The sequence below is a fragment of the Streptomyces nidicola genome (assembly GCF_050106155.1).
Taxonomy (GTDB): domain Bacteria; phylum Actinomycetota; class Actinomycetes; order Streptomycetales; family Streptomycetaceae; genus Streptomyces.
In genome coordinates this window covers 4,252,274-4,275,114 of sequence record NZ_JBNBPI010000001.1, presented here as the reverse complement: position 1 = coordinate 4,275,114, position 22,841 = coordinate 4,252,274, and the positions used below count along the sequence as shown (strand labels likewise).

Sequence of the window (22,841 nt, the reverse complement as noted above, 5' to 3'; positions counted from 1 at the left end):
ATGCCCGCGCCGCCCGAGCCCGCCGCTGCTCACCCGCCGCACCGGCTTGATCGGCCCGCCCGCAGCAGCAGCTTGCCCGTGCTCGTGCGCGAACCCATCAGGCGGTGGGCCTCCGCCGCCTCCGTGAGGGGGAATTCCGCGGTCACCGGGAGTTCGACGCCCGGTACCGCGAAGGCGTGTTCGGCGAGTGACCGCAGTTCGGCAGGGGCCGTCCGGGCGAGGCCGAGGATGGAGAAGCCGGCCACGGAGAGGCCCGTCGGGTACAGCTCGGGCTGGCCGACCTGCCACGCGGGCGCGGACGACGCGTTGCCGAAGGACACGAGCCGCCCGAACACCGCGAGCGCCTCCCGGGTTTCCCGGAGCGTCTCCCCGCCCACCGGGTCCAGCGCCAGATCGACCCCGCGACCGCCCGTCAACTCCCGTACCGCGGCGCCGAATCCATCGGCCAGGACCACGTGGTCGTACCCGTACCCCTTCGCGTACGCGGCCTTCGCCTCGCTCGACACGACGCCGATCACCTGCCCCGCGCCCGCCGCCCGCGCCAACTGCCCGGCCACCGTGCCGACTCCGCCCGCCGCGCCCTGCACGAGCACGGTCTCGCCGGAGCGCAGCCGCCCCACCGAGTGCAGCAGCGCGTACGCCGTCGGCAGCACGGTCGGCAGTGTCGCGGCCGTGCGCAGGGAGAGGCCGTCGGGGAGCGGGAAGGTGGTGACGGCGTCGGCGACGGCCACCTCCGCGTAGCCGCCGGAGGTGGTGAGCGCGGCGACCTCCTGGCCGACCGCGAGCCCCTCGACTCCCGCCCCCAGGGCGCGTACGCGGCCGGAGACCTCCAGGCCGGGGGAGTACGGCAGTGCGTCCACCCGGTAGCCCTCCGCGCGGGCCTTGAGGTCGGCGAAGTTCACCCCGGCGTACGCCACATCGATGCTCACCCGGCCGGGCCCCGGCTCCGGCACCACCACGTCCTCCGTCACCCGCAGGACCTCGGGCCCGCCGTACTCCTCGAACCGCACCGCTCGCATGACACACGCCTTCCGTCGCCCGAGAAGAACCGACAGGTGTTCGTCGCTCGACGAACACCAACGGCTCAGACTGTACGACGCTCAGCGAACACTCGGCAAGCTGTCGCGTACACCACCGCGCTCACCGCGAAGCCGACCAGGCACGTCACGTCGCCGATCGAGGACCAGTGCCGCGCCGCCCACCCCGCGTACTGCTCCTGATTCGAGAAGAGAGGGACGGAGACCGCGATGCCCGCCAACAGGGCCGCGAATCCTGGCCAGTTGGAGAATCCGGGGTTGCCGAGGCGGCCGACGAGATCGGCCCCGGGCGTGCGTCGCGAGCGCCACCTCTCCGTGAGCACCACGCCCAGCCACGGGCCGATCCAGTACGCGATCACCAGCAGGAACGCCTCGTACGCGTGCCCCGCGTCGGAGAGTGAGGACCACGCCGCCGCCGTGCCCGCGAGGCCCGTCAGGACGACCAGCGTGCTGCGGCCGAGCCACCGCGGCAGCCGCAGGCCGATGGCGGTGATCGACATGGAGGACGAGTAGATGTTGAGGGCGTTCGCCGAGATCGCGCCCAGGATGATCGCCACCAGCACCAAGTGGCCGAGCCAGGACGGGAGATGGCTGGTGAAGGCGGCCGTGGGCGTCGCTCCCGCGGGCGCGGCGATCGTCGCCGACGCCGCGCCGGTCAGCGCCACGACCGAGACGGACAGGAACATCCCGAGCGCCGGGTACAGGACCGTACGGAAGCGGTTCGCGGTGCGCGGCAGATAGCGCGAGTAGTCCGACGCGTTCGGGTTCCAGCCCGCCGCGTACCCCCACGCCGAGCTGAACGCGAGCAGGAAGCCGCCGATGCCACCCTCGCCACCGGCCGCCGACAGGTCCGCCTCGCCGAACGTCCAGGCGCCCGCCACCAGGAAGACGACGGCGAGCACCGGGAACGCGTACCGCTCGAAGGTGTGCACGAAGTTGTGCCCGATGAAGCCGATGACGATCTCGGCGGCGACGACCACGAGCAGCGAGGGCAGCGGCCGCAGACCGGTCAGCGTGTTCAGGGCGAACGCGGCGCTCACGCTGTTCACGGCGAACCAGCCGACGCCCGCCACCAGAGCGTTGACCCCCGCGGGCAGCGCGTTGCCGCGGAAGCCGAAGGCGAGGCGCCCGATCGCCATCTGCGGCACGCCGAACCGCGGCCCGTCCAGCGACAGGATCCCCTGCGTCAGCGCGCCGAGCGCGGTGCCGAGCAGCAGGGCCGCGGCCGCCTGCCAGAAGCTGAGGCCGAAGAACAGGACGGAGATCACGCCGATGTAGACCGTCGCGAACTCGATGTTCGGCGAGGCCCAGGTCCACAGCAGCTGCCGTGGCCCGCCGTGCCGTTCGGCGTCGGGGATCGGCTCCGCCCCGGCCGTCTCCACGGCGACGATCTTGTCGCCGTAGGCGGGAGGGGGTGGGGACGTGCTGGTGGGAGCGGTGCCCGGGGCGGTCGTCATGCCCCCTGAGTGTCCGGGTGCGGAGCGGTCCCGCACAGGGGCGCACTGTCCGCTTCAGGGGGCGCGACGGCGTACAACTTGTACGCGCCCTACGCCGTCCGCGAGCCGTCCACCGTCACGCGCCTTTCACTGCCGACGGCTCATTCGCCGATGTCCTCGTTCCACAGCTGCGGCTTCGCCGCGATGAAGTCCTCCATCATGGCGACGCACTCGGGGTCGTCGAGCAGCACGATCTCGACGCCGTGCTCCGCGAGCCAGTCGTGCCCGCCGTGGAAGGTGCGCGCCTCGCCGACCACCACGCGCGAGATCCCGAACTGCCGCACCAGACCCGAGCAGTACCAGCAGGGGCTGAGCGTGGTCACCATCGTGGTGCCCTTGTACGTGCGCTGCCGCCCGGCGTTGCGGAACGCGTCGGTCTCCCCGTGCGAGGACGGGTCGGCGTCCTGAACGCGCCGGTTGTGGCCGCGGCCGAGGAGCTTGCCGTCGGCGGAGTACAGGGCGCCGCCGATCGGGATGCCGCCCTCCGCGAGACCGGCCTTCGCCTCCTCCACGGCGGTGGCGAGCCAGGTGCGGGCGAGATCGAGATCCATGGCGCTCATTCGTCCTTTTTGTCGTCGTCCTTCAGGGACCGCAGGAATTCGGGGTTGTCGTCGGGCGCGACGAACCGTGTGCCGCCGCCGCCCGCGGGGGTGCGGCGCGGCCTGCCCACCGCCAGCCAGGCGATCGGTCCGAGCAGGACCTCGCCGAACAGCAGGATGATGATGACCCACACCACCTTGGGCAGCTTGCGCACCTCTTTTTCCGGGGTGTTCAGGCAGTCGATGAACGCGTAGATCCAGAGCGCGAGGACCAGCAGGAAGGGCAAGTAGCGCAGCATGGTGTCGCGATCCCCCAAGGAACGGAACGGGGCGTACTGGGCCCCCGGTGACTCGGCCAGGTTAACGGTTGCCCGATACTGGAACGCATGGCTTACGACGATCTTCGCTCCCTGCTCAGGGCTCTGGAGCGCGAAGGCGACCTGAAGCGCATCAAGGCCGAGGTCGACCCGTACTTGGAGGTCGGTGAGATCGTCGACCGGGTGAACAAGGCCGGCGGCCCCGCCCTCCTCTTCGAGAACGTGAAGGGCGCGTCGATGCCCCTCGCGATGAACGTGTACGGCACCGACCGGCGCCTGCTCAAGGCGCTCGGCCTCAAGTCGTACGACGACATCAGCGACAAGATCGGCGGCCTGCTGAAGCCGGAGCTGCCGCAGGGCTTCGTCGGCATCCGCGAGGCGTTCGGCAAGCTCGGCGCGATGACGCACGTACCGCCGAAGAAGGTGAAGTCGGACGCGGCCCCCGTGCAGGAGGTCGTGCTGCGGGGCGAGGACGTCGACCTGGACAAGCTGCCGGCGCTGTTCACCTGGCCGGAGGACGGCGGCTCCTTCTTCAACCTGGGGCTCACCCACACCAAGGACCCCGAGACGGGCATCCGCAACCTCGGGCTCTACCGCCTGCAGCGCCACGACAAGCGCACCATCGGCATGCACTGGCAGATCCACAAGGACAGCCGGAACCACTACCAGGTGGCCGCCAAGCGGGGCGAGAAGCTGCCCGTCGCCATCGCCTTCGGCTGCCCGCCGGCGGTCACGTACGCGTCGACGGCGCCGCTGCCCGGCGACATGGACGAGTACATGCTGGCCGGGTTCATCCAGGGCAAGCGCGTCGAGATGGTCGACTGCAAGACGGTGCCGCTCCAGGTCCCGGCCAACGCGGAAGTCGTCATCGAGGGCTGGCTCGAGCCGGGCGAGATGCTCCCGGAGGGCCCCTTCGGGGACCACACGGGCTTCTACACCCCCCAGGAGCCGTTCCCGGCCCTCAAGATCGACTGCGTGACGATGCGGAAGCGTCCGCTGCTCCAGTCGATCGTGGTGGGCCGCCCGCCGACGGAGGACGGCCCGCTGGGCCGCGCCACGGAGCGCTTCTTCCTCCCCCTCCTCAAGGTGATCGTCCCGGACATCGTGGACTACCACCTGCCGGAGTCCGGCGGCTTCCACAACTGCGCGATCGTCTCGATCGACAAGAAGTACCCGAAGCACGCCCAGAAGGTGATGAGCGCGATCTGGGGCGCGCACATGATGTCGCTGACGAAGCTCATCGTCGTCGTCGACTCCGATTGCGACGTCCACGATCTTCATGAAGTCTCGTGGCGCGCGCTCGGGAACACGGACTACGCCCGTGACCTGACCGTGGCCGAGGGGCCGGTCGACCACCTCGACCACGCCTCGTACCAGCAGTTCTGGGGCGGCAAGGCGGGCATCGACGCGACGAAGAAGTGGCCCGAGGAGGGCTACACGAGGGACGGAGGCTGGCCCGAGATGGTCGTCTCCGACCCCCGTACGGCGGCCCTCGTGGACCGTCGTTGGAAGGAGTACGGACTCTCGTGACCAGCGCTTCAGCAGCAATCCCGCAGCAGCCGGGACGGACCAGGGCGTTTCTGCGCCTGGTCATGATCGAGCACTCGGTCTTCGCGCTGCCCTTCGCCTACATCGCGGCCCTCACGGCGATGTTCCAGCTGGACGAGAACATCCACTGGGGCCGACTCCTCCTGGTCACCATCTGCATGGTGGGCCTGCGGACGTTCGCGATGGCGGCGAACCGGATCATCGACCGCGAGATCGACGCCCGGAACCCGCGCACCGCGCACCGCGAACTGGTGACGGGCGCGGTGTCCGTGAAGTCGGCGTGGACCGGCGCGCTGATCGCCCTGGTCGTCTTCCTGGCATCGGCGGCGCTCCTGAACCCGCTCTGCCTGGCGCTCGCGCCCATCGCGGTGATCCCGATGGTCGTCTACCCGTACGGCAAGCGGTTCACGAACTTCCCGCAGGCGATCCTGGGCCTCGCCCAGGCGATGGGCCCGATCGGCGCGTGGATCGCGATCACCGGCGAGTGGTCCTGGACGGCCGTCATCCTCGGTCTCGCGGTCGGCATCTGGATCGGCGGCTTCGACCTCATCTACGCCTGCCAGGACGTGGAGACGGACCGAGAGGTCGGCGTGAAGTCGGTCCCGGCCCGCTTCGGCATCCCCGGGGCGATCTGGGGCGCGCGCGTCTGCCACACCCTCACGACGGCCCTGTTCGTCTGGTACGCCCTGGCCACCGACGCGGGCACCTTCTTCTGGGTCGGCCTCGTGATCGTCGCAGGCGCCTTCCTGTACGAGCACTCGATCGTGAAGCCCCACGACCTCTCCCGCCTGAACCGGGCCTTCTTCCAGGTCAACGGCTTCATCGGCATCGCACTCTTCGTGTGCGCGCTGCTCGACCTGCTGGTGCGGGGGCTGACGGTCTAGCTGTCTGCTCTCTGAGTAGGTCGGCGGCGGCACCGCGTCCGGGTGCCGCCGCCGACGCTCATACCGCCACGACGGTGACGCGGTCGCCCAGGCCCTTGAAGTCATCGGCGTTGCGCGTGTACAGCGGCAGGCCGTGTGCGGAGGCGATGGCCGCGATCATCAGGTCGAGGCGGCGGGGGCGGGGGTCGCGCCCGGCCGCGAGGGTGAGCGCGACCAGAGAGCCGTAGCGGGCGGCCGCATCGCTGTCGAACGGGAGGGCATCGAAGTCGGCCACCGCCGCCGCGAGCTTCTCCGTCCGCGCGGCCCGCGCGGCAGCGTCCCGCGCCATGGCGACGCCCTGGTGCAACTCGGCGAACGTGATGGCGGTCAGCCGGGGACGATGGGGCAGAGCGGCGACGTCGAGCAGATCCAGATCGATGTAGGTACAGGTGTCGAGGACGCCGACGGCGTGGCGCTGCCCCGCGGAGGGATCAGCCACGAGGCCGCTCCCAGGGGTCGTCCAGCTCATCGGGGCCGAAGAACTGCTCCGCCTCGCGCCGCATCTCGGTCGCGTCCACCCGGGCCAGCAGACGATGCCTGGCCACCAACTCCCCGGCGCTCGGCTCCCGTCGGCGCCGTATCGGACGCAGCTCCGCCACTTCCACGCCGTTACGGGTGATGCGGTACGTCTCGCCGTTCTCGACGGCGTCCATGACGGCAGCGGAGTTGTTGCGAAGCTCGCGCTGGGTGATGGTCTCCATGACACCAATGTAGCGCGGTGTGTCTCACGGTGCTACGCCCTGCGAGGGTGCCCGGCGCCGCAGGGCGAACGCCGCCGCCACCCCGGCCACGAGCCCGATCAGATGGCCCTGCCAGCTCACCCCGTCGTTCGTGGGGGAGAGGCCGGCCAGGAATGATGTGCCCCAGTACGCGGCTATGAGGATGCCGACGACGATGCCGAGTGGGCGGCGTTCCACGAAACCGGACAGGACGACGAAGGCGAACAGGCCGAATATCAGGCCCGAGGCGCCCGCCGTGTTCGTGTGGGACGGGGCCACCAGCCACACCCCGAGGCCGTCCGCGACGACGATCAGGGCGCAGGCCAGGAAGAAGCGGCGCAGTCCGCCGAGCGCCGCGACGAAGCCGAGGACCAGCAGCGGTATCGAGTTCGCCGCGACGTGCGCGAAGCCGAAGTGGATGAAGGACGCCGGGACGACGTCGATCAGCTCGGAGGGCTCGCGCGGCTGGATGCCGAAGGTGTCCAGGGCGTTGCCCGATGCCACGTCGACCACTTCGAGGAGCCAGAGCAGCGCCACCCAGGCGAGCATCACCTTGCCCGCCGTCAGTGCCCGCTCACGCCTCGGCCGCCGCAGGACCGCCGCCCGGCCCGATCCGTCCTCGTACGTCATCCCAGCCCCCGCCCGTCATGGAAAGAACGCTCACAGCCCCTGCTCAAGTTCCCCCGCAGGGCCGCCGGATAGGCTCGTGGTGTGGAGCACGTCAAAGCAAGCAGCCGCAAGCCCTGGGTCGTCGGGGTGTCCGGAGCGTCGGGGACCCCGTACGCCGCTTCCGTGCTGCGCGCCCTGCTCGCGGCGGGCGAAGCCGTCGACCTCGTCGTCTCGCGGGCCTCGCGGCTCACGCTGCTCGACGAGACGGGGATCCCGCTGCGGGACGCGCACTGGCGCGAGGACCTGGCCCAGTGGCTGGCGCGCGGCGCCGACGGCAAGCCGGGCACGTTCGCCGGCATCGGGCTCGACGACGTGCGGTACTGGCCCGCAGGTGATCTCGCGGCCGGTCCTTCCTCCGGCTCGTACCCGGTCAAGGGCATGATCATCGTGCCCGCCTCGACGGCGTGCGTGGCCGGTGTCGCGCTCGGACTCTCGAAGGATCTGCTGCAGCGCGCGGCGAGCGTGACGCTCAAGGAGCGGCGGCCGCTGATCGTCGCCGTACGGGAGACGCCGCTGAACGGGCAGACCCTCAAGCACCTGGTGGCGCTCGACGAGGCGGGCGCCGTGGTGCTGCCGGCGTCACCAGCGTTCTACGCGGGGGCGACGCACATCCAGGACCTCGTGGACTTCGTCGCGGGGCGGGCGCTGGACGCGGCGGGTGTGCCGCACACGCTGTACCGCCGCTGGGAGGGCGAGCTCGGGGGAGGCTCCCGTGCGGCCGAGTGACGCCGTTCCCCGTCCGTGAGGGGGCTCCGTCGCCCGGTCGCCCCGAGTGAAGAACTTTGGATTTTGCGGGGATTCACCCTAGCGCGCCTTCGTTTCTGTACATAAGCTCGCGTCAACGCTGAACAATGAAAGGCATTGGACCTTATGGACGCCGTGGACAGGCAGCTCATCCAGGCCCTGCGCGAGAACGGCCGCGCCTCGTATGCGGAGTTGGGCCGGCTCGTCGGCCTGTCCGGACCCAGCGTCACGGACCGCATCAACCGCCTCGAGGCGGCCGGCGTGATCACCGGCTACCGCGCCACCGTCGACTCCGCCTCGCTCGGCCTCGGTGTCACCGCCCTCATCGGCATCTCGCTCTCCGACGCCGCCGACCACGAGGACGTGGCGCACCGGCTGCGCGACCTGCACGAGATCGAGGACTGCTGGTTCATCGCGGGCGACGACTCGTACATGCTGAAGGTCCGCGCGGGCGACGTGGACAGCCTGGAGCGGACGATCCGCCGCCTGAGCGGCACGAAGGGCGTGTCCCGGACCCGTACCACCATCATTCTCTCCACGAAGTGGGAGAACCGGGTGGGGGAGCTTCCCGAGGAGGCGTGAGCCCCGGGGCGTACGGTGGGCTGGTCTGTTGAGTTGAGGGAAGGTACGGGCATGGACGCAGGGCTCAAGCGCGAGCTGGAGCAGAAGGTCAGGGACGGCGAGCGGCTGTCCCGCGAGGACGGCATCGCGCTCTACGAGTCGGACGACCTGGCCTGGCTCGGCGGCCTCGCCCATGAGGTGCGGACGCGGAAGAACGGCGACGTCGTGCACTTCAACGTCAACCGTCACCTGAACATGACGAACGTCTGCACCGCCTCCTGCGCCTACTGCTCCTTCCAGCGCAAGCCCGGCGAGAAGGACGCCTACACGATGCGCATCGAGGAGGCCGTCAAGCTCGCCCAGGCGATGGAGTCGGAGAACCTCACGGAACTCCACATCGTCAACGGACTGCACCCGAACCTGCCGTGGCGCTACTACCCGCGTTCGCTCAAGGCCCTCAAGGAGGCCCTGCCGAACGTCGGGCTCAAGGCCTTCACCGCCACCGAGATCCATCACTTCGAGAAGATCTCCGGGATGAGCGCCAGTGAGATTCTTGACGAGTTGATCGAGGCCGGTCTGGAGTCGCTGACCGGTGGCGGCGCCGAGATCTTCGACTGGGAGATCCGGCAGCACATCGTCGACCACGACACCCACTGGGAGGACTGGTCGCGCATCCACCGCCTCGCGCACGAGAAGGGCCTCAAGACCCCCTCGACGATGCTGTACGGGCACATCGAGGAGCCCCGCCACCGCGTCGACCACGTGCTGCGGCTGCGTGAACTGCAGGACGAGACCGGCGGCTTCCAGGTCTTCATCCCGCTGCGCTACCAGCACGACTTCGTCGACATGCAGGACGGCAAGATCCGCAACAAGCTGCAGGCGCGGACGACCATGGCCACGGGCGCCGAGGCGCTGAAGACCTTCGCGGTCTCCCGGCTGCTGTTCGACAACGTGCCGCACGTGAAGTGCTTCTGGGTCATGCACGGGCTGCACACCACGCAGCTCGCGCTGCAGCACGGGGCGGACGACATGGACGGCTCGGTCGTCGAGTACAAGATCACGCATGACGCGGACAACTACGGGACGCCGAGCAAGATGACGCGGGAGGATCTGCTCGACCTGATCCGTGACGCGGGGTTCCGGCCGGTGGAGCGCAACACGCGGTACGAGATCATTCGAGAGTACGAGGGGGCGGACCCCGGGCGGCGGGATGAGCCGCAGCCGATGCGGGTGTGAGTTTTACGGGTCCCGGTTCCGCCGGGGCCCGTTTTCGTTGCGGCCTCCCGTGGCACGGTCGCGGGGCTCCGCCCCGGACCCCGCGCCTCAAGCGCCGGCGGGGCTGGAAAGATCGGGGCTCCGCCCCGGACCCCGCTGCTCAATCGCCGCAGGGGCTCAAATTGCTCACCGCCGTAAGGGATGGAATTGCTCACCCGGCGCAGGGGCGGCCCTAATTGAGCGGCAGCATCATGTGGACGTCGTCCCTGTCGTCGCCCGGGGCCACCCGGATCGCGCCCGGGACGCGGCCGACCTCCTTGTAGTCGCAGGCCGCGTAGAAGGCGTCCGCGCCCGTGCCGCCGCGGCAGGTGAGGCGGAGGGCCTCGATGCCCTCGAAGGTGCGGGCGACCTCGGCGGCGGCCGACATCAGGGCGCGGCCGTAGCCCTTGCCCTGGTGCTCGGGGTGGACCATCACCGTGTAGAGCCACAAGTGGTGCTTCATCAGGCGGTGCTGGTTGTACGCGAGGAAGGCCGTCGCCGCGACCCGGCCGTGCTCGTCGCGGCCCACGAGGAGCCGGGTCCGGCCCTCGGCGAGATCCGCGAGGCGCTTGACCAGCTCCGGACGTATGTCCTCGGGCGTGACCGGCGGGACGAAGCCGACCGCGCCGCCGGCGTTCGTCACGTCCGACCACAGGGTGAGGAGCCCGTCGCGCAGATCGGGGTCGACCGCCGGGTCGAGTTCGAAGGTGAGGGGAGGTGTGGTGCGCATGGGCCCGAGCGTAACCAGAGGCGAGGTCGTGACGTTCGGACGTCCGTATCGGGACCTTCGACCGTAGGGGCGGGCTAAGCACCGGGCGTAGCTTGTGAATGTATTCACGAGCAGCCCGTACCGCGGGGTGCGGCAAGGAAGAAGGCAACGGTCATGGCTCTTCACGCTTCGGACAGTCCCGCCCGACACGGCGCCGCGGGCGCCCCGCGCCGGGGTGCCGGCAGCCAGGACGACGTCGTCGTCCGCGCGCCCGTCGCCCGCGGCGCCCTCGCCGCGTCCCGCGTACTCGTCGGCTTCTACTTCCTGTGGGCCTTCCTGGACAAGACCTTCGGCCTCGGGAAGGCGACGCCCTCCAGCGGCAGCTGGCTGAACGGCGGCAGCCCCACCGAGGGCTTCCTGCTGCACGGAACGACCGGCCCCTTCGCCCACATGTTTGACTCCGTGGCCGGGGCCTGGTGGCTCGACCTGGTCTTCATGCTCGGCCTGCTCGGCGTCGGCCTCGCCATGATCCTCGGCATCGGTATGCGGATCGCGGCCGTCGCGGGCACGCTGATGATGGCCTTCATGTGGCTCGTCACACTGTGGCCCGACAGCAACCCGTTCATGGACGACCACTGGATGATCGCCCTCGTCCTGCTGATCACCGCGGCGACCGGCGCCGGCCGGTACTACGGCCTCGGCGGGGTCTGGGCCCAGCTGCCCGCCGTCCGCAAGAACCGCTGGCTGATCTGACGCCGGGACTCCATGAGCCCCCGCTGAAATCGGACGCCCCTCCCCGTGCTTCACTGGAGGGGCGCTCGTCCTGTAAGGGCACCATTTCGGAACGGAAGAGTGGATTGACATGCTCCGCTACACGCTGATGCGGCTCGGGATCTTCGTGGGCTGCTTCCTCGTCGTCTGGGGTCTCGTCGCCACCGGCATCGTGCCCGCTGGCATCGGCGGCTCCTACTGGATGTGGATCGCGCTGCTCGGCCTGGTGATCTCCGCCCCCATCAGCTACGTCGTGCTGCGCGGCGAGCGGGATCGCGCCTCCGAAAAGGTCGTCGCCCGCGTGGACCGCGCCAAGGCGAACATGGCGGCCAACCGCTCCATGGAGGACGAGGCGGACGACGCCGCCCGCACCCGCGCCCACACGCAGGACGCGTAAGTTACCTCACACTCGCGGCGGCCCCGGCACCTGACAGGTGCCGGGGCCGCCTGTGTTTTCAAGGTAAATGGGGGTTAAGGGGGTTACGAGCTGTCCACCGGCCCCAAAGAAGACCTTTGATGTTCTCAAAGTTGCGGTGTTAATCTTCCTGTCATGAAGGCATCAGCAGCGCACCAGAAGGCCATGAGCGTTCCGCTCGTGGAGCGCCTGCATGTCGATCTCTGCCGCTGCATGTCCGCGGCGTGTCGCGCCTGATCGCGAAATTCCGAAGTATGCAGCGGCGTCGTTGACCGGGTCTCGAGGATCCAGCGGTCGCCGCTCCCGCACGTTGCCCCGAACCCCGCGCGTCCTCACTGGAGTGCCTCCGTGTCCGCGAACACCCCCGCAGCCGAACAGAAGTCCGGCTTCCGAATACCCAAGATCCCGTTCTGGGCGCAGATCCTCGGCGGTCTCGTCCTGGGTGTGCTGCTCGGCTGGCTGGCCCGCAGCCAGGACATCTCCTGGCTCGTCACCACCCTGCAGAAGGTCGGCGACACCTTCATCCAGCTCCTGAAGCTGGCCGTCGCCCCGCTGGTCTTCTTCGCGATCCTGGTGTCCATCACCAACCTTCGTAAGGTCAACAACGCCGCCCGGCTCGCCACGCGCACGCTGATCTGGTTCATGGTCACGTCGCTGATCGCGGTCGTCATCGGCCTCGCCATCGGGCTGCTCACCAACCCGGGCGCCGGCACCGGCCTGACCCCGAAGGACGGCGCGAAGCCGGACCACGCGGGCTCCTGGATCGACTTCCTCACCGGCATCATCCCGACGGACGTCATCACGCCCTTCACCGAGCTGAACGTCCTGCAGATCGTCTTCATGGCCGCCGTCGCCGGCATCGCCATCCTGAAGATCGGCGAGAAGGCCCAGCCGATCCTGACCCTCTCCGAGTCGGTCCTCGAGCTGCTCCAGAAGGCCCTGTGGTGGGTCATCAAGCTCGCCCCGATCGGCACCATCGGCCTTATCGGCAACGCCATCGCCACGTACGGCTGGAACCTGATCAGCAAGTACGCGACGTTCACCGCCGACATCTACGTCGGTTGCGCACTGGTCCTCTTCGGCGTCTACCCGCTGCTGCTCGCCACGGTCGCGAAGCTCAGCCCGCTGCAGTTCTTCAAGGGCGCCTGGCCCGCGATCCAGCTGGCCTTCGTCTCGCGTTCGTCGGTCGGCACGATGCCGCTGACGCAGCGGGTGACCGAGCGCCTCGGCGTTCCGAAGGAGTACGCCTCCTTCTCCGTGCCGTTCGGCTCGACGACGAAGATGGACGGTTGCGCCTCGATCTACCCGGCGATCGCCGCGATCTTCGTCGCGCAGATCTTCGGCATCGACCTCAACGTCGGTGACTACCTGCTCATCGCCTTCGTGTCGGTGATCGGTTCCGCCGCCACCGCCGGTCTGACGGGCGCCACGGTCATGCTGACGCTGACCCTGTCGACGCTCGGCCTGCCGATGGAGGGCGTCGGCCTGCTCCTCGCGATCGACCCGATCCTGGACATGATGAGGACGGCGACGAACGTTGCGGGTCAAGCGCTCGTCCCGGTGATCGTCTCGGCTCGCGAGAAGATCCTCGACCGTGACGCCTACGACTCCGCGACGTCCTCCCCGGTGGACGAGCCGCAGGAGGTGGCCGTCCCGGCCGCCGCCTGACGTCCCCCAGGCTCGTCCCACACGAATTCCCGCCTTTCCGGTCCCCGGGGGGCGGGAATTCGTGTGTCCGGGGTCGGTGGGGTTGCGGTTGGGGTCGGGTTTTTGTGGCGCGGTGCCGTGGGTTCGGAGTGTGCCGGGGCGGCGCTTGGGGTTATCGGGGCGTGGTGGCGGGGGTTTGGAGGGCTGCCGGGCGGGCGGCCTCCGTACTGGTTGCGCGGGGCGTGCTTACTCCGGCTGGGCCGGTACCCGCCTATCTCCCTCCCACCCGCCCCCTCCGGGGGCTTCCGCGCCCCGGGGCGGGGTCGTCTTTGTTGTGCGGCGCCGAGGGGCGGCTGGGCTGTGCCGGGGTGACGGCCGGCCTGTGTTCTGGTTGCGCGGCGTTGTGCCTCTCCGACTGCGTCGGGGCTGGGTCGTCTCCCGCCCGACCCCTTCGGGGATTTCGGCACCCCGGGTGGGGTGGTTCCGTTACGCGGGGCGGGGCCGGTTGCTGCGCCGGGGGCGGGTTCCGTGGTGATGGGGGTGTGGCCCTCGGTCCTGGAATCCCGCCGGGGTGGGCGCCGATGCGATCGGTACGGGGTGCCGTGCTTCCTTCGGCTGGGCCGGTGCCCGGTCAGCTCCCGCCCGCCCCCTCCGGGGGCTTTGGCCCGTCCCGGAGCCCGGCTGCTGTGGCGGGGCGGGGGCCGTCGGGGGCGCGCCGCGCCCGACCGGACCTTTTGCCGGGGGCGGCACCTGTCGTGAGGGGTGCGCTGCACCGGGGTGCCGCCTTGCCCACCCTGCCGCCCCAGGCGGCAGATTGCCCAAGGCGGGTGGCGTCGGCCGTTTCGGGCGGGGAGCCGTGGTGGGCGGGGTTGCCGAAGGTGGTGGTGGCGTCGGCCGCTAGGGGTGGGGAGCCGTGGTTGGTGGGGGTTGCCGAAGGTGGTGGCGGGTTCGGCCACTAGGGGGCAGCTGTCGTTGGCGGGGGTTGCCTGTGGCGGGTCAGTGCCGGCGGTCACGGGTGGGGAGCCGTTGGGGGTGGTGGGGTGCCCGGGGGCCCCGTGAGGCCGACGCCCCCGGAGGGGGCGGGTGGGTGGGAGATGGGCGGGGCACCCGAGCTCGCTCGTGGACGAGAGGCACGGGCCCGAAGGGCGACGGAGCCCGGGGTGCAGCCCCGAGGCGTGGGAACGGTTGGCCGTGACGCCGGCCGGCCCGGGGTGCAGCCCGGGGCGTGGGGGACGGTGACTGGAACGGCGGCGGAGTTCCGGGGCTACAGCCCGGTCGGAGCCGGGGTGGAGGCCCGGGGCAGGGGAGTGGTCCCGGTGGGGCCGGAGGTCATGGCGGAATGCGTACGCTGAAGCGTGCAGAGCGGGCGAGGAAAGGCGGCTGGGGTGGGCGGCGAGGTGCGGTCCGGGGTGGTGCGGCAGAAGAGGATGCCGCGGGCCGAGCGGGAGCGGCAGATGCTGGACGCCGCGGTGCGGGTGTTCGGGAAGCGGGGGTACCGGGCCGCGTCGATGGACGAGATCGCCGAACTGGCGGGCGTGTCCAAGCCGTTGGTGTACCTGTACCTGAACTCGAAGGAAGACCTGTTCAGCGCCTGCATCCGCCGCGAGGCGAAGGCGTTGGTCGACGCGGTGCGGGCGGGCGTGCGCACGGACGTGGCAGCCGACCAGCAGCTCTGGGAGGGGCTGACCGCCTTCTTCACGCACACTGCCGAACGCCCCGACGGCTGGGCGGTGCTGCACAGTCAGGCGCGATCCGGCGGGGACGCGTCCCAAGGCTCTCAGCTTCGTTCGAGCAAGGGAGAGCCCGTTGTCGCGGAGGTCGGCGCGATGCGCGAGGAGATCGTGGCGTTCGTGACCCACCTGATCGCGGAGGCCGCACGCGAGGCGCACGACAACCCGGAGCTGGCCGAGCGGGAGGTCGCGGGCCTCGCCCAGGCCCTCGTCGGCGCGGCGGAGGCGCTGGCGGACTGGGCGAACGGCGACGCGACGGTGTCCGCGAAGGAGGCCGCCACGACGTTGATGAACTTCTCCTGGTCCGGCCTCGGCAACCTGATGGACGGGGAACGCTGGTCGGCCCGTTAGGGCCCTAGTCGGCCAACCCGTGGACCTCGCCGGTGACGTGCACCCGGTCGCCCTCGGCCGCCCGCAGCTCGAAGGCCGGGCCCTGGGCCGCGTACACCACCTCGCCAGGCAGCAGCACCGGTGCCTTGAAGCGGGCCTGTACGTGGACGGGCCCGTGCGTCTTGTGTTCCGCCAGGCAGCGGGCCACGGTCCACATGCCGTGGGCGATGGCGCGCGGGAAGCCGAAGAGGCGGGCCGTGAGCGGGTGCAGGTGGATGGGGTTGCGGTCGCCGGACGCGGCGGCGTAGCGGCGGCCGAGGTCGTCGCCGAGCCGCCAGCGGGCCTGCTCGGGGAGCGGGTCGGCGGGGGTGTCCTGGTGGGGTGTGTCCTGCTGGGGTGCCGCGGCCTTCGACGTGGGCGTCTTGTGGCGGGCCAGGTATGTACTGGTCGACTGCCACACCGGTTCCCTCGCGACGTGCAGCTCGGTGACGACGACGGCCTCCGTGCCGCGGCGGTGCGGCTGCAACTCCTTTACGTAGACGCTCAGTTCGAAGGTCTCACTGGGTGAAAGGTCGCGCTGCTGCGTGATCGCGATCGACGTGTGGACGAGGCCGAGCACCGGCAGCGGGAACGTGCGCTCCGACATCAGCCGCATGGCCAGTGGGAAGCCCAGGATGTGCGGGTACGTGACGGGCAGCTCAGGCCGCTCGGTCGCGAACCCGCAGGCGCGTTCGTACGCGGTGAGGTGGTTCTGCGTGACGCGGAGGCCGGGGACGGTGAGCCGGGTGTCGGGCAGCGGTGCGTCCTGGCGCGGTCGCTTGAGCGGGGAGAGGGTGGCGCCGCGGAGCATGAGGGGGAGGAGGGAGGGGGTGCGGTCGAGGGTGACGGTGCGGGGGGTCATGGCGGGTCCTCGTGACGGGTGCGGGAGGCGTTGCGGGGGTCGTGGTGTGGGCTGCGACGGGGTGGGTGCCGACCGGTGGGCGCTGCCCGCGCCGGGGTGCCGCCTTGCCCACCCTGCCGCCCCAGGCGGCAGATTGCCCAAGGCGGCCGGGGTCGGCGGCGGATTGCCCGAGGCGGCCGGGGCCGCCCACGGCGGGGGTCGCCCCGGAGGGCCTACGCGCCCAGCAAGGACTGACCGCACACCCGGACCACCTGGCCGTTCACCGCCCCCGATGCCGGGGACGCGAACCACGACGTCGTCTCCGCCACGTCCACCGGAAGCCCGCCCTGGCCGAGGGAGTTCATCCGCCGGCCGGCCTCCCGGATGAACAGCGGGACGGCCGCCGTCATCTTGGTCTCGATGAAACCGGGGGCCACCGCGTTCACCGTCACCCCGTGCTCCGCCGCGGCGCGCGGCGCGAGCGACCGTACGAGGCCGACGATGCCCGCCTTGCTGGCCGCGTAGTTGGTCTGCCCGGCGTTGCCCGCGATCCCGGCGATGGACGCGGTGGCGACGATCGACCCGCCGCGACGTACGGCCCCCGCGTCGAGCAGCGCGTCCGTCGTCCGCAGCACGCTCGCGAGGTTGACCTCGAGGACCGAACTCCAGCGCTCGGCAGGCATGTTGGCCAGGCGCCGGTCGCGGGTGATGCCCGCGTTGTGCACGAGCACGTCCAGGCCGTCCGGCACGAACTCCGCGATCCGCGCACCCGCGTCGGCCGCCGTGATGTCCAGCGGCAGCGCGCGCCCGCCGAGCCGCTCCGCCACCTTCGCGAGGTCGGCCTCGGCGGACGGCACGTCGAGCAGGACGACCTCGGCCCCGTCCCGTACGAGGGTCTCGGCGACGGCCTCGCCGATGCCGCGGGCGGCGCCGGTGACGAGGGCGGTGCGCCCGGCGAGCGGCCGGTCCCAGTTCTCGGGGAGCGTCAACTCGTCGCCCGCAGCGCCCACTTGGATCACCTGCCCGCTCACGTACGCCGACTTCGGCGACAGCAGGAAGCGCAGGGTCGACTCGGCTCCGGCCACCGGGCCCGCGACGCGCACCAGGTTCACGGTGCGGCCGCGCCCGATCTCCTTGCCGAGCGAGCGCACGAAGCCTTCGAGGCCCTGCTGCGCGGCCGCCTGGTGGTGGTCATCGGCAGAGGGGGGTGCGCCGATGACCACCACGCGGCCGCCCGTCGCCACCGACCGGACGACCGGGTGCAGCGCGGCGTGCACCTCGGCGAGGGTGTCGAGGCCGGTGACGGCGGTGGCGTCCACGACGACGGCGGCGGGCCGCTCACCCGCGGAGGCCGGGGAGGCGGTCGACACGACGTCGAGGCCGGCCCCCGCGAGCAGCTTCCCGAGCTCCTCGCGGTGCGCGGGCTCACCCGCCGTGAGGTGCAGCAACTGCCCTTCCAGGCACGGCCGTTCGGGGCTGAAGCGGTGCAGCGGTGCGGGCTGCGGCAGGCCGAGGCGGCGGGTCAGGAAGCGGCCGGGGGCCGTGCCCGTGAAGTTCAGATAGCGGTCGGCCATTGTCCAGCTCCCAGCTCGGTCGTAAATTTACTACAGAGTAAGGTTACTCATTGGTCAGTACTTGTCGAGAGCTCAGGAGCTGCCGAACATGGCGCGAACCCCGAAGGCCTCTGCCGCAGGAAAGGGGCCGGCCGCCCCGGTCGCAGGAAACGCCCCCCGTCGTGTCGCCGTCGTCGCAGGCAACCGGATCCCGTTCGCGCGCTCCGACGGCCCGTACGCGACCGCGTCCAACCAGGACATGCTGACCGCCGCGCTCGACGGCCTCGTGGGGCGGCTGAAGCTCCACGAGCCGGGCGCCGTCGGCGAGTTCGTGGCGGGCGCCGTGCTCAAGCACAGCCGTGACTTCAACCTCGCGCGCGAGACCGTGCTCGGCTCGATGCTGGACGCGCGCACGCCCGCGTACGACATCCAGCAGGCCTGCGGTACCGGCCTGCAGGCCGTGATCGCCGCCGCCAACAAGATCGCGCTCGGCCAGACCGAGAGCGCGATCGCGGGCGGCTCCGACACCGCGAGCGACGCCCCGCTGGGCGTCAACGACGAACTGCGCAAGATCCTCCTCGAGGCCCGCCGCGCCAAGTCGGCGGGCGCCAGGATCAAGGCGCTCGCCAAGGTCAGGCCGGGGCATCTGATCCCCGACATCCCACGCAACGCCGAGCCGCGCACCCGCCTGTCCATGGGCGAGCACGCCGCCGTCACCGCGCGCGCGTGGGGCATCGCGCGCGAGGCCCAGGACGAGCTGGCCGCCACCAGCCATCAGCGGCTCGCGGCGGCGTACGACCGCGGGTTCCTGGACGAACTCGTGGTGCCGTACCGGGGACTTGAGCGCGACCAGAATCTGCGGCCGGGTTCGACGGTCGAGAAACTCGGCACGCTGAAGCCGGTGTTCGGGGTCAAGGGCGACAACCCGACCATGACGGCCGGGAATTCGACGCCGCTGACGGACGGCGCGGCGGTGGTGCTGCTCGCGAGCGAGGAGTGGGCGCAGGCCCGCGGCCTCGAACCGCTCGCGTATCTGACCGCGTACGAGACCGCGGCCGTGGACTTCGTGGACGGTGACGTCACCGGTGGCGAGGGCGACGGGCTGCTCATGGCGCCCGCGTACGCCGTGCCGCGGATGCTGGAGCGGGCCGGGCTCGGGATCGAGGACTTCGACCTGGTCGAGGTGCACGAGGCGTTCGCCTCGCAGGTGCTGGCGACGCTCGCCGCGTGGGAGAAGTCCGGCCTCGCGCCGGTCGACCGGGACCGGTTGAACGTGGCGGGGTCGTCCCTCGCGACCGGGCACCCGTTCGCGGCGACGGGTGCGCGGATCGTCGCCACGCTGGCGAAGTTGCTGGCCGAGCGGGGTGGTTCGGGTCGCGGGTTGATCTCGATCTGCGCCGCGGGTGGGCAGGGCGTGACGGCGATTCTGGAGCGCGCCTGACGGGGTTGACGCCTCGGGGCTCTGCCCCAGGCCCCGCGCCTCAATCGCCGGCGGGGCTCGATGATGCTCAGCGCGGGCTTGCCTGTTGGGGGTCCAACCTCAGCACCGCCTCCTCGTCCGCCGACCCCGCAGGGGCCTGGTACACGACCATCCGCTGGCCGCCCGTACGCGCGAGTTGCATCACCTCGAAGGTGAGCGTCATCGCGCCGACCTTCGGGTGGTCGAAGGACTTCGTGCCGCCGCTGCGCTCGTGGACGTCGTACCGGTCCCAGATGCGGGCGAAGTCCGGTGACTTCAGGAGGAGTTCGCCGACCAGCGCCGCCATCCGCGGGTCGTCCGCGTCCGTGCCGCCGATGGCCCGCAGGTGCGCGACCGACGCGGTCACCGTCTCCTCCCACGGCACGTACAGCGCCCGCCCGACCGGGTGCAGGAAGAGATAGCGGGTGATGTTGCGCTGCTCGGCGGGCAGGTCCCACAGGCCGGGCAGCAGGCGCCGGCCCGCCGGGTTCGCCGCGAGGACGTAGTTGAAGCGGCTGACCACGTACGCGGGCAGTGGCCGCAGCGCCTCCAGCATCCGGAGCACGGACTCGCGCACCGTGTCGTCGGTGGTGGGGCGGGGCTCGGTGTGCCGGCCCGAGGCCATCTCGGCGAGGTCGTGCAGCCGCTCGTGGGCGTCGCCGCGCAGCCGCAGCGCGTGGGCGATGGCGTCGATCACGGCGGGGGAGGGGTTCGTCTCGCGGCCCCGCTCCAGGCGTGTGTAGTAGTCGACGCTCACTCCGGCGAGCGTCGCCAGCTCCTCGCGCCGCAGCCCCGGCGTGCGCCGCAGGCCCGTGCCGGCGGGCAGCCCCGCCTCGGCCGGTGTCACCTGCCCCCTGCGGGCCCGCAGATAGCGGCCCAGTTCCGTGGTCTCAGCCATACGTGCATTGTCCATCGTCGTGGAGTGCGGTGGGGGGCCGTGTCAGGGCCAGGAACGCGGCACCCCGGTGCGGCGCGGTCTGCCACCTTTCGCGCGCCGGCCGCAGAGTTGTCCTCGCTGCGGGTGGCCGGCAGGCAGGGGCCCTTCACGTAAGGGCCCGGGGGCCCAGGGAGTGCATGTCACAGGGCCGCGGCCCGTGCCTGCCGCCCACCCGCACTTCGCACACCACGCCCCAGGAGGACAGCGTGACCACCGTCGCCGCCAGAGCCCGCAGCCGTACTCGTACGCAGCCCGTACTCGAAGCCGGGGCCGCACCCGGCCGTACCGGCCAGACCCCCGCCCTCCTCGCCGCGCTGCTCGGCTTCGCCGTGATCACGATCGACGTGTCGGCCGTGAACATCGCCCTGCCCGGCATCCGCGACGACCTGCACAGCGGCATGACCGGACTGCAGTGGGTGGCGGACGCGTACACGCTGATGTTCGCCGGTCTGATGCTGTCGGCGGGCGCGCTCAGCGACCGCACCGGCGCCCGCCGCGCCTACGTCCTCGGCACCACCCTCTTCACCCTCGCCTCGCTGGCCTGCGCCGTCGCCCCCGGCCTCGGCGCGCTGATCGCGGCGCGCGTCGTCCAGGGCGGGGCGGCGGCTGTCCTGATGCCGGCCTCGCTCGCGCTGATCCGGGAGGCGTACGACGACGCGCGGCGGCGGGCGCGGGCGATCGCCCTGTGGACGGTCGGCGGTTCGGTGTCGATGGCGGCGGGCCCGGTGCTCGGCGGCGTACTCACCGAACACGTGGGCTGGCGTGCGGTGTTCTTCCTCAACCTGCCCGTGGGCGCGGCCATCCTGCTCCTGCTCACCAAGGTCGCCCCCTCGCCGCGCCGCCCCGCACCACTGGACATCCCCGGTCAGATCACGGCGGTCCTCACCCTCGCGGGTCTGACCTTCGCGGTGATCGAGGGCGGCGGCGCGGGTCTCGCGGCGCTGGCGGTGGCGGTGGTGTCGGCGATCACCTTCTACGTGACCGAGAAGCGCCACCGCGCCCCGATGGTCCCGCTGACCATGCTCCGCGACCGCACGGTCTCGGTCTCCCTCGCGGTCGGCTTCGCCATCAACGTCGGCTTCTACGGTGTGGTGTTCCTGCTCGGCCTCTACCTTCAGCAGCTCCGGGGCATGTCCGCGACGGCGGCGGGCCTGGTCTTCGTACCGCTGGCCGTACTGATCACCGGCACGAACCTGATCTCCCCGCGCGTCGCCGAACGCTTCGGCCGCCGCCCGGTCGTCGTCATCGGCCAACTCGTCCTGGCCCTCGCGATGTTCGCCCTGCTGCCCCTGACCGCGCACACCCCGACCTGGCTGCTCCTGACCCTCCTCGTCCCGACGGGCCTCGGCGGAGCGTTCGCCATCCCGGCGGTGACGGCGATGCTGATGGACGCCGTCCCCGGCCCGCGCGTGGGCACGGCCTCCGGCCTCCTCAACGCCCTCCGCCAAACCGGCGGCGCCCTCGCGGTCGCCGTCTTCGGCACCCTCCTCGCATCCAACGGCGAGGGAACGTTCTCCCTGACCGGGATGCGGGTGAGCCTGGTGGTGGCGGGCGTGCTGTTGGTGGCGACGGCGGTGGTGAGCGGAGTGGCGCTGCGTACCTCAGGGCCGGTTCGGCGAAATTGAGTCCCAGGCGGCGGTCTTTCCAGCCCCTGCGGCGATTGAGCAGCGGGGCATGGGGCAGAGCCCTATATCCAGCCCCGCCGGCGTTTGAGGCGCGGGGTCCGGGGCGGAGCCCCGAGACGTCAACCCCGGCTGGGCGCAAGATCACCGCTCACGCCGACCGCCGCGCGCATAGCGCCCCGGCGGCACCCCCACCACCCGCTTGAAGCACCGCGTCAAATGCGCCTGGTCGTAAAACCCACACGCCTCCGCCACCCCGGCGGGGGCCTGCCCGTCGAGCAACAGCCGCCGCGCCCGATCCACCCGCCGCGACATCAGGTACTGATGCGGAGCGATCCCGTACGCCGCCCCGAAGGACCGCACCAGATGCGCCGGATGCGCGTGCACAAGCCCCGCCGCCTCCTTCAGCTCGACGCCCTCGACGACCCGCGCGTCGATCAGCTCCCGCAGCGCCGCCGCCACACGCCGGTCGGGCACGGCCCTCGGGGCGTCGGCGAGCGCGGGCCGCAGCCGCTCACGCAGCCGCTCCCCGACGAGCGCGAGCCGCGCCGCGGCCTCCAGCTCGTCCCCGGGGTGCGCGAGCGCGGCGTGCAGCTGCCCGATACGTCGCCGCAGCAGCGGATCCACGAGATCGGGCGTGTCCACGGCGGCCCCGATGAACGACGCGTCCAGCGGCCCGTCGTCCCCCGCCGCCTCCAGATACAGCACCCGCTTGCGGAACCCCTCCGGCGTCGCGGCCTGCCCGTTGTGGGGAACCTGCGGGGGCAGCAGCGAGACGGTGCCGAGCGGCGTCCCGTGCTCGTGCCGCTCCAGGTCGTAGCGGACGGCGCCCTCGTCGACGATGAGCAGCGTCCAGGTGTCGTGCACGTGCATCGGGTAGGCGTGCCGCGTGAAGTGGGCGTGGAAGACCTCCGTGACGCCCGGTACGCGGGGCCGCCACGCGGTGATCTCCTCGCCCGCAGGACCGCCGACTGCCATGCA

The 22,841-nt window shown here is 71.3% G+C and carries 23 protein-coding genes; 11 read left to right on the top strand and 12 right to left on the bottom strand.

Annotated elements, in window-relative coordinates; genetic code table 11:
- Positions 1-29: 29 nt before the first annotated feature.
- The 4 genes from ACOKM3_RS19435 to ACOKM3_RS19420 all read right to left on the bottom strand — a co-directional run bounded on the left by ACOKM3_RS19435 (position 30) and on the right by ACOKM3_RS19420 (position 3,371).
- Positions 30-1,019, bottom strand: a complete 990-nt coding sequence (locus tag ACOKM3_RS19435; RefSeq protein WP_426902083.1) for a quinone oxidoreductase family protein — start codon at positions 1,017-1,019, stop codon at positions 30-32.
- 65 nt (positions 1,020-1,084) lie between these two features.
- Positions 1,085-2,494, bottom strand: a complete 1,410-nt coding sequence (locus ACOKM3_RS19430; RefSeq protein WP_426902081.1) for a purine-cytosine permease family protein — start codon at positions 2,492-2,494, stop codon at positions 1,085-1,087.
- 140 nt (positions 2,495-2,634) lie between these two features.
- Positions 2,635-3,084: a nucleoside deaminase gene (locus ACOKM3_RS19425; RefSeq protein WP_426906835.1), complete on the bottom strand. Its 450-nt coding sequence runs from the start codon at positions 3,082-3,084 to the stop codon at positions 2,635-2,637.
- Positions 3,085-3,089: 5 nt separating this feature from the next.
- Positions 3,090-3,371 (bottom strand): PLD nuclease N-terminal domain-containing protein, encoded by a 282-nt coding sequence (locus ACOKM3_RS19420; protein ID WP_426902079.1) that lies wholly within the window; start codon positions 3,369-3,371, stop codon positions 3,090-3,092.
- Positions 3,372-3,458: 87 nt separating this feature from the next.
- On the opposite strand from ACOKM3_RS19420, the gene ACOKM3_RS19415 reads away from it, so the two are divergent.
- Positions 3,459-4,919, top strand: coding sequence for a menaquinone biosynthesis decarboxylase (locus ACOKM3_RS19415; protein WP_426902078.1), 1,461 nt, complete (start codon positions 3,459-3,461; stop codon positions 4,917-4,919).
- Complete coding sequence (gene mqnP, locus ACOKM3_RS19410) at positions 4,916-5,821, top strand: menaquinone biosynthesis prenyltransferase MqnP (protein ID WP_426902076.1); 906 nt, start codon at positions 4,916-4,918, stop codon at positions 5,819-5,821. Before ACOKM3_RS19415 ends, mqnP begins: the two co-directional genes overlap by 4 nt.
- A 58-nt stretch (positions 5,822-5,879) precedes the next feature.
- On the opposite strand, the gene ACOKM3_RS19405 is transcribed toward mqnP, so the two are convergent.
- From ACOKM3_RS19405 to ACOKM3_RS19395, 3 genes are read right to left on the bottom strand one after another with little or no spacing between them, the layout of a single operon-like run.
- Positions 5,880-6,299 carry a PIN domain-containing protein gene (locus ACOKM3_RS19405; protein WP_426902075.1) on the bottom strand — a complete coding sequence of 140 codons (420 nt, stop codon included), beginning with the start codon at positions 6,297-6,299 and terminating at the stop codon, positions 5,880-5,882.
- On the bottom strand, positions 6,292-6,561 hold the full coding sequence (locus tag ACOKM3_RS19400) for a type II toxin-antitoxin system Phd/YefM family antitoxin (protein WP_426902073.1): 270 nt from the start codon (positions 6,559-6,561) through the stop codon (positions 6,292-6,294). Before ACOKM3_RS19400 ends, ACOKM3_RS19405 begins: the two co-directional genes overlap by 8 nt.
- Positions 6,562-6,585: 24 nt before the next feature.
- Complete coding sequence (locus ACOKM3_RS19395; RefSeq protein ID WP_426902071.1) at positions 6,586-7,209, bottom strand: rhomboid family intramembrane serine protease; 624 nt, start codon at positions 7,207-7,209, stop codon at positions 6,586-6,588.
- Between the two features lie 81 nt (positions 7,210-7,290).
- Between ACOKM3_RS19395 and ACOKM3_RS19390 the strand changes: the two genes are divergently transcribed.
- The 3 genes from ACOKM3_RS19390 to mqnE all read left to right on the top strand — a co-directional run bounded on the left by ACOKM3_RS19390 (position 7,291) and on the right by mqnE (position 9,789).
- Entirely contained in the window at positions 7,291-7,974 is a 684-nt protein-coding gene (locus ACOKM3_RS19390) for a UbiX family flavin prenyltransferase (protein ID WP_426902069.1), read from the top strand.
- 144 nt (positions 7,975-8,118) lie between these two features.
- Complete coding sequence (locus ACOKM3_RS19385; RefSeq protein WP_422408774.1) at positions 8,119-8,574, top strand: Lrp/AsnC family transcriptional regulator; 456 nt, start codon at positions 8,119-8,121, stop codon at positions 8,572-8,574.
- A gap of 51 nt (positions 8,575-8,625) precedes the next feature.
- The gene (gene mqnE, locus ACOKM3_RS19380; protein ID WP_426902067.1) at positions 8,626-9,789 is read left to right on the top strand and encodes an aminofutalosine synthase MqnE; all 1,164 of its coding nucleotides are present in this window, start codon (positions 8,626-8,628) and stop codon (positions 9,787-9,789) included.
- Positions 9,790-10,000: 211 nt separating this feature from the next.
- On the opposite strand, the gene ACOKM3_RS19375 is transcribed toward mqnE, so the two are convergent.
- A complete protein-coding gene (locus tag ACOKM3_RS19375; protein WP_426902065.1) occupies positions 10,001-10,537 on the bottom strand; it encodes a GNAT family N-acetyltransferase in 537 nt (178 codons plus the stop codon).
- Positions 10,538-10,690: 153 nt separating this feature from the next.
- Between ACOKM3_RS19375 and ACOKM3_RS19370 the strand changes: the two genes are divergently transcribed.
- From ACOKM3_RS19370 to ACOKM3_RS19355, 4 genes are all read left to right on the top strand, one after another.
- Positions 10,691-11,269, top strand: a complete 579-nt coding sequence (locus ACOKM3_RS19370) for a DoxX family protein (RefSeq protein WP_426902063.1) — start codon at positions 10,691-10,693, stop codon at positions 11,267-11,269.
- 109 nt (positions 11,270-11,378) lie between these two features.
- Positions 11,379-11,684 carry a DUF4229 domain-containing protein gene (locus ACOKM3_RS19365; protein ID WP_426902061.1) on the top strand — a complete coding sequence of 102 codons (306 nt, stop codon included), beginning with the start codon at positions 11,379-11,381 and terminating at the stop codon, positions 11,682-11,684.
- A gap of 366 nt (positions 11,685-12,050) precedes the next feature.
- Positions 12,051-13,370, top strand: a complete 1,320-nt coding sequence (locus ACOKM3_RS19360) for a dicarboxylate/amino acid:cation symporter (protein ID WP_426902059.1) — start codon at positions 12,051-12,053, stop codon at positions 13,368-13,370.
- A gap of 1,406 nt (positions 13,371-14,776) precedes the next feature.
- On the top strand, positions 14,777-15,430 hold the full coding sequence (locus ACOKM3_RS19355; RefSeq protein WP_426906834.1) for a TetR/AcrR family transcriptional regulator: 654 nt from the start codon (positions 14,777-14,779) through the stop codon (positions 15,428-15,430).
- Positions 15,431-15,434: 4 nt separating this feature from the next.
- On the opposite strand, the gene ACOKM3_RS19350 is transcribed toward ACOKM3_RS19355, so the two are convergent.
- Together ACOKM3_RS19350 and ACOKM3_RS19345 are read right to left on the bottom strand one after the other, a co-directional pair.
- Positions 15,435-16,310: a MaoC family dehydratase gene (locus ACOKM3_RS19350; RefSeq protein ID WP_426902057.1), complete on the bottom strand. Its 876-nt coding sequence runs from the start codon at positions 16,308-16,310 to the stop codon at positions 15,435-15,437.
- Between the two features lie 212 nt (positions 16,311-16,522).
- Complete coding sequence (locus ACOKM3_RS19345; RefSeq protein WP_426902055.1) at positions 16,523-17,863, bottom strand: 3-oxoacyl-ACP reductase; 1,341 nt, start codon at positions 17,861-17,863, stop codon at positions 16,523-16,525.
- An 88-nt stretch (positions 17,864-17,951) separates the two neighbouring features.
- Between ACOKM3_RS19345 and ACOKM3_RS19340 the strand changes: the two genes are divergently transcribed.
- Positions 17,952-19,283, top strand: coding sequence for an acetyl-CoA C-acetyltransferase (locus ACOKM3_RS19340; protein ID WP_426902053.1), 1,332 nt, complete (start codon positions 17,952-17,954; stop codon positions 19,281-19,283).
- Between the two features lie 67 nt (positions 19,284-19,350).
- On the opposite strand, the gene ACOKM3_RS19335 is transcribed toward ACOKM3_RS19340, so the two are convergent.
- Complete coding sequence (locus tag ACOKM3_RS19335; RefSeq protein ID WP_426902052.1) at positions 19,351-20,199, bottom strand: helix-turn-helix domain-containing protein; 849 nt, start codon at positions 20,197-20,199, stop codon at positions 19,351-19,353.
- A 176-nt stretch (positions 20,200-20,375) separates the two neighbouring features.
- On the opposite strand from ACOKM3_RS19335, the gene ACOKM3_RS19330 reads away from it, so the two are divergent.
- The gene (locus ACOKM3_RS19330) at positions 20,376-21,863 is read left to right on the top strand and encodes an MFS transporter (RefSeq protein ID WP_426902050.1); all 1,488 of its coding nucleotides are present in this window, start codon (positions 20,376-20,378) and stop codon (positions 21,861-21,863) included.
- Positions 21,864-22,004: 141 nt separating this feature from the next.
- Here ACOKM3_RS19330 and ACOKM3_RS19325 read toward each other — a convergent pair whose 3' ends face one another.
- Entirely contained in the window at positions 22,005-22,838 is an 834-nt protein-coding gene (locus ACOKM3_RS19325) for a helix-turn-helix domain-containing protein (RefSeq protein ID WP_426902048.1), read from the bottom strand.
- Between the last annotated feature and the right edge of the window lie 3 nt (positions 22,839-22,841).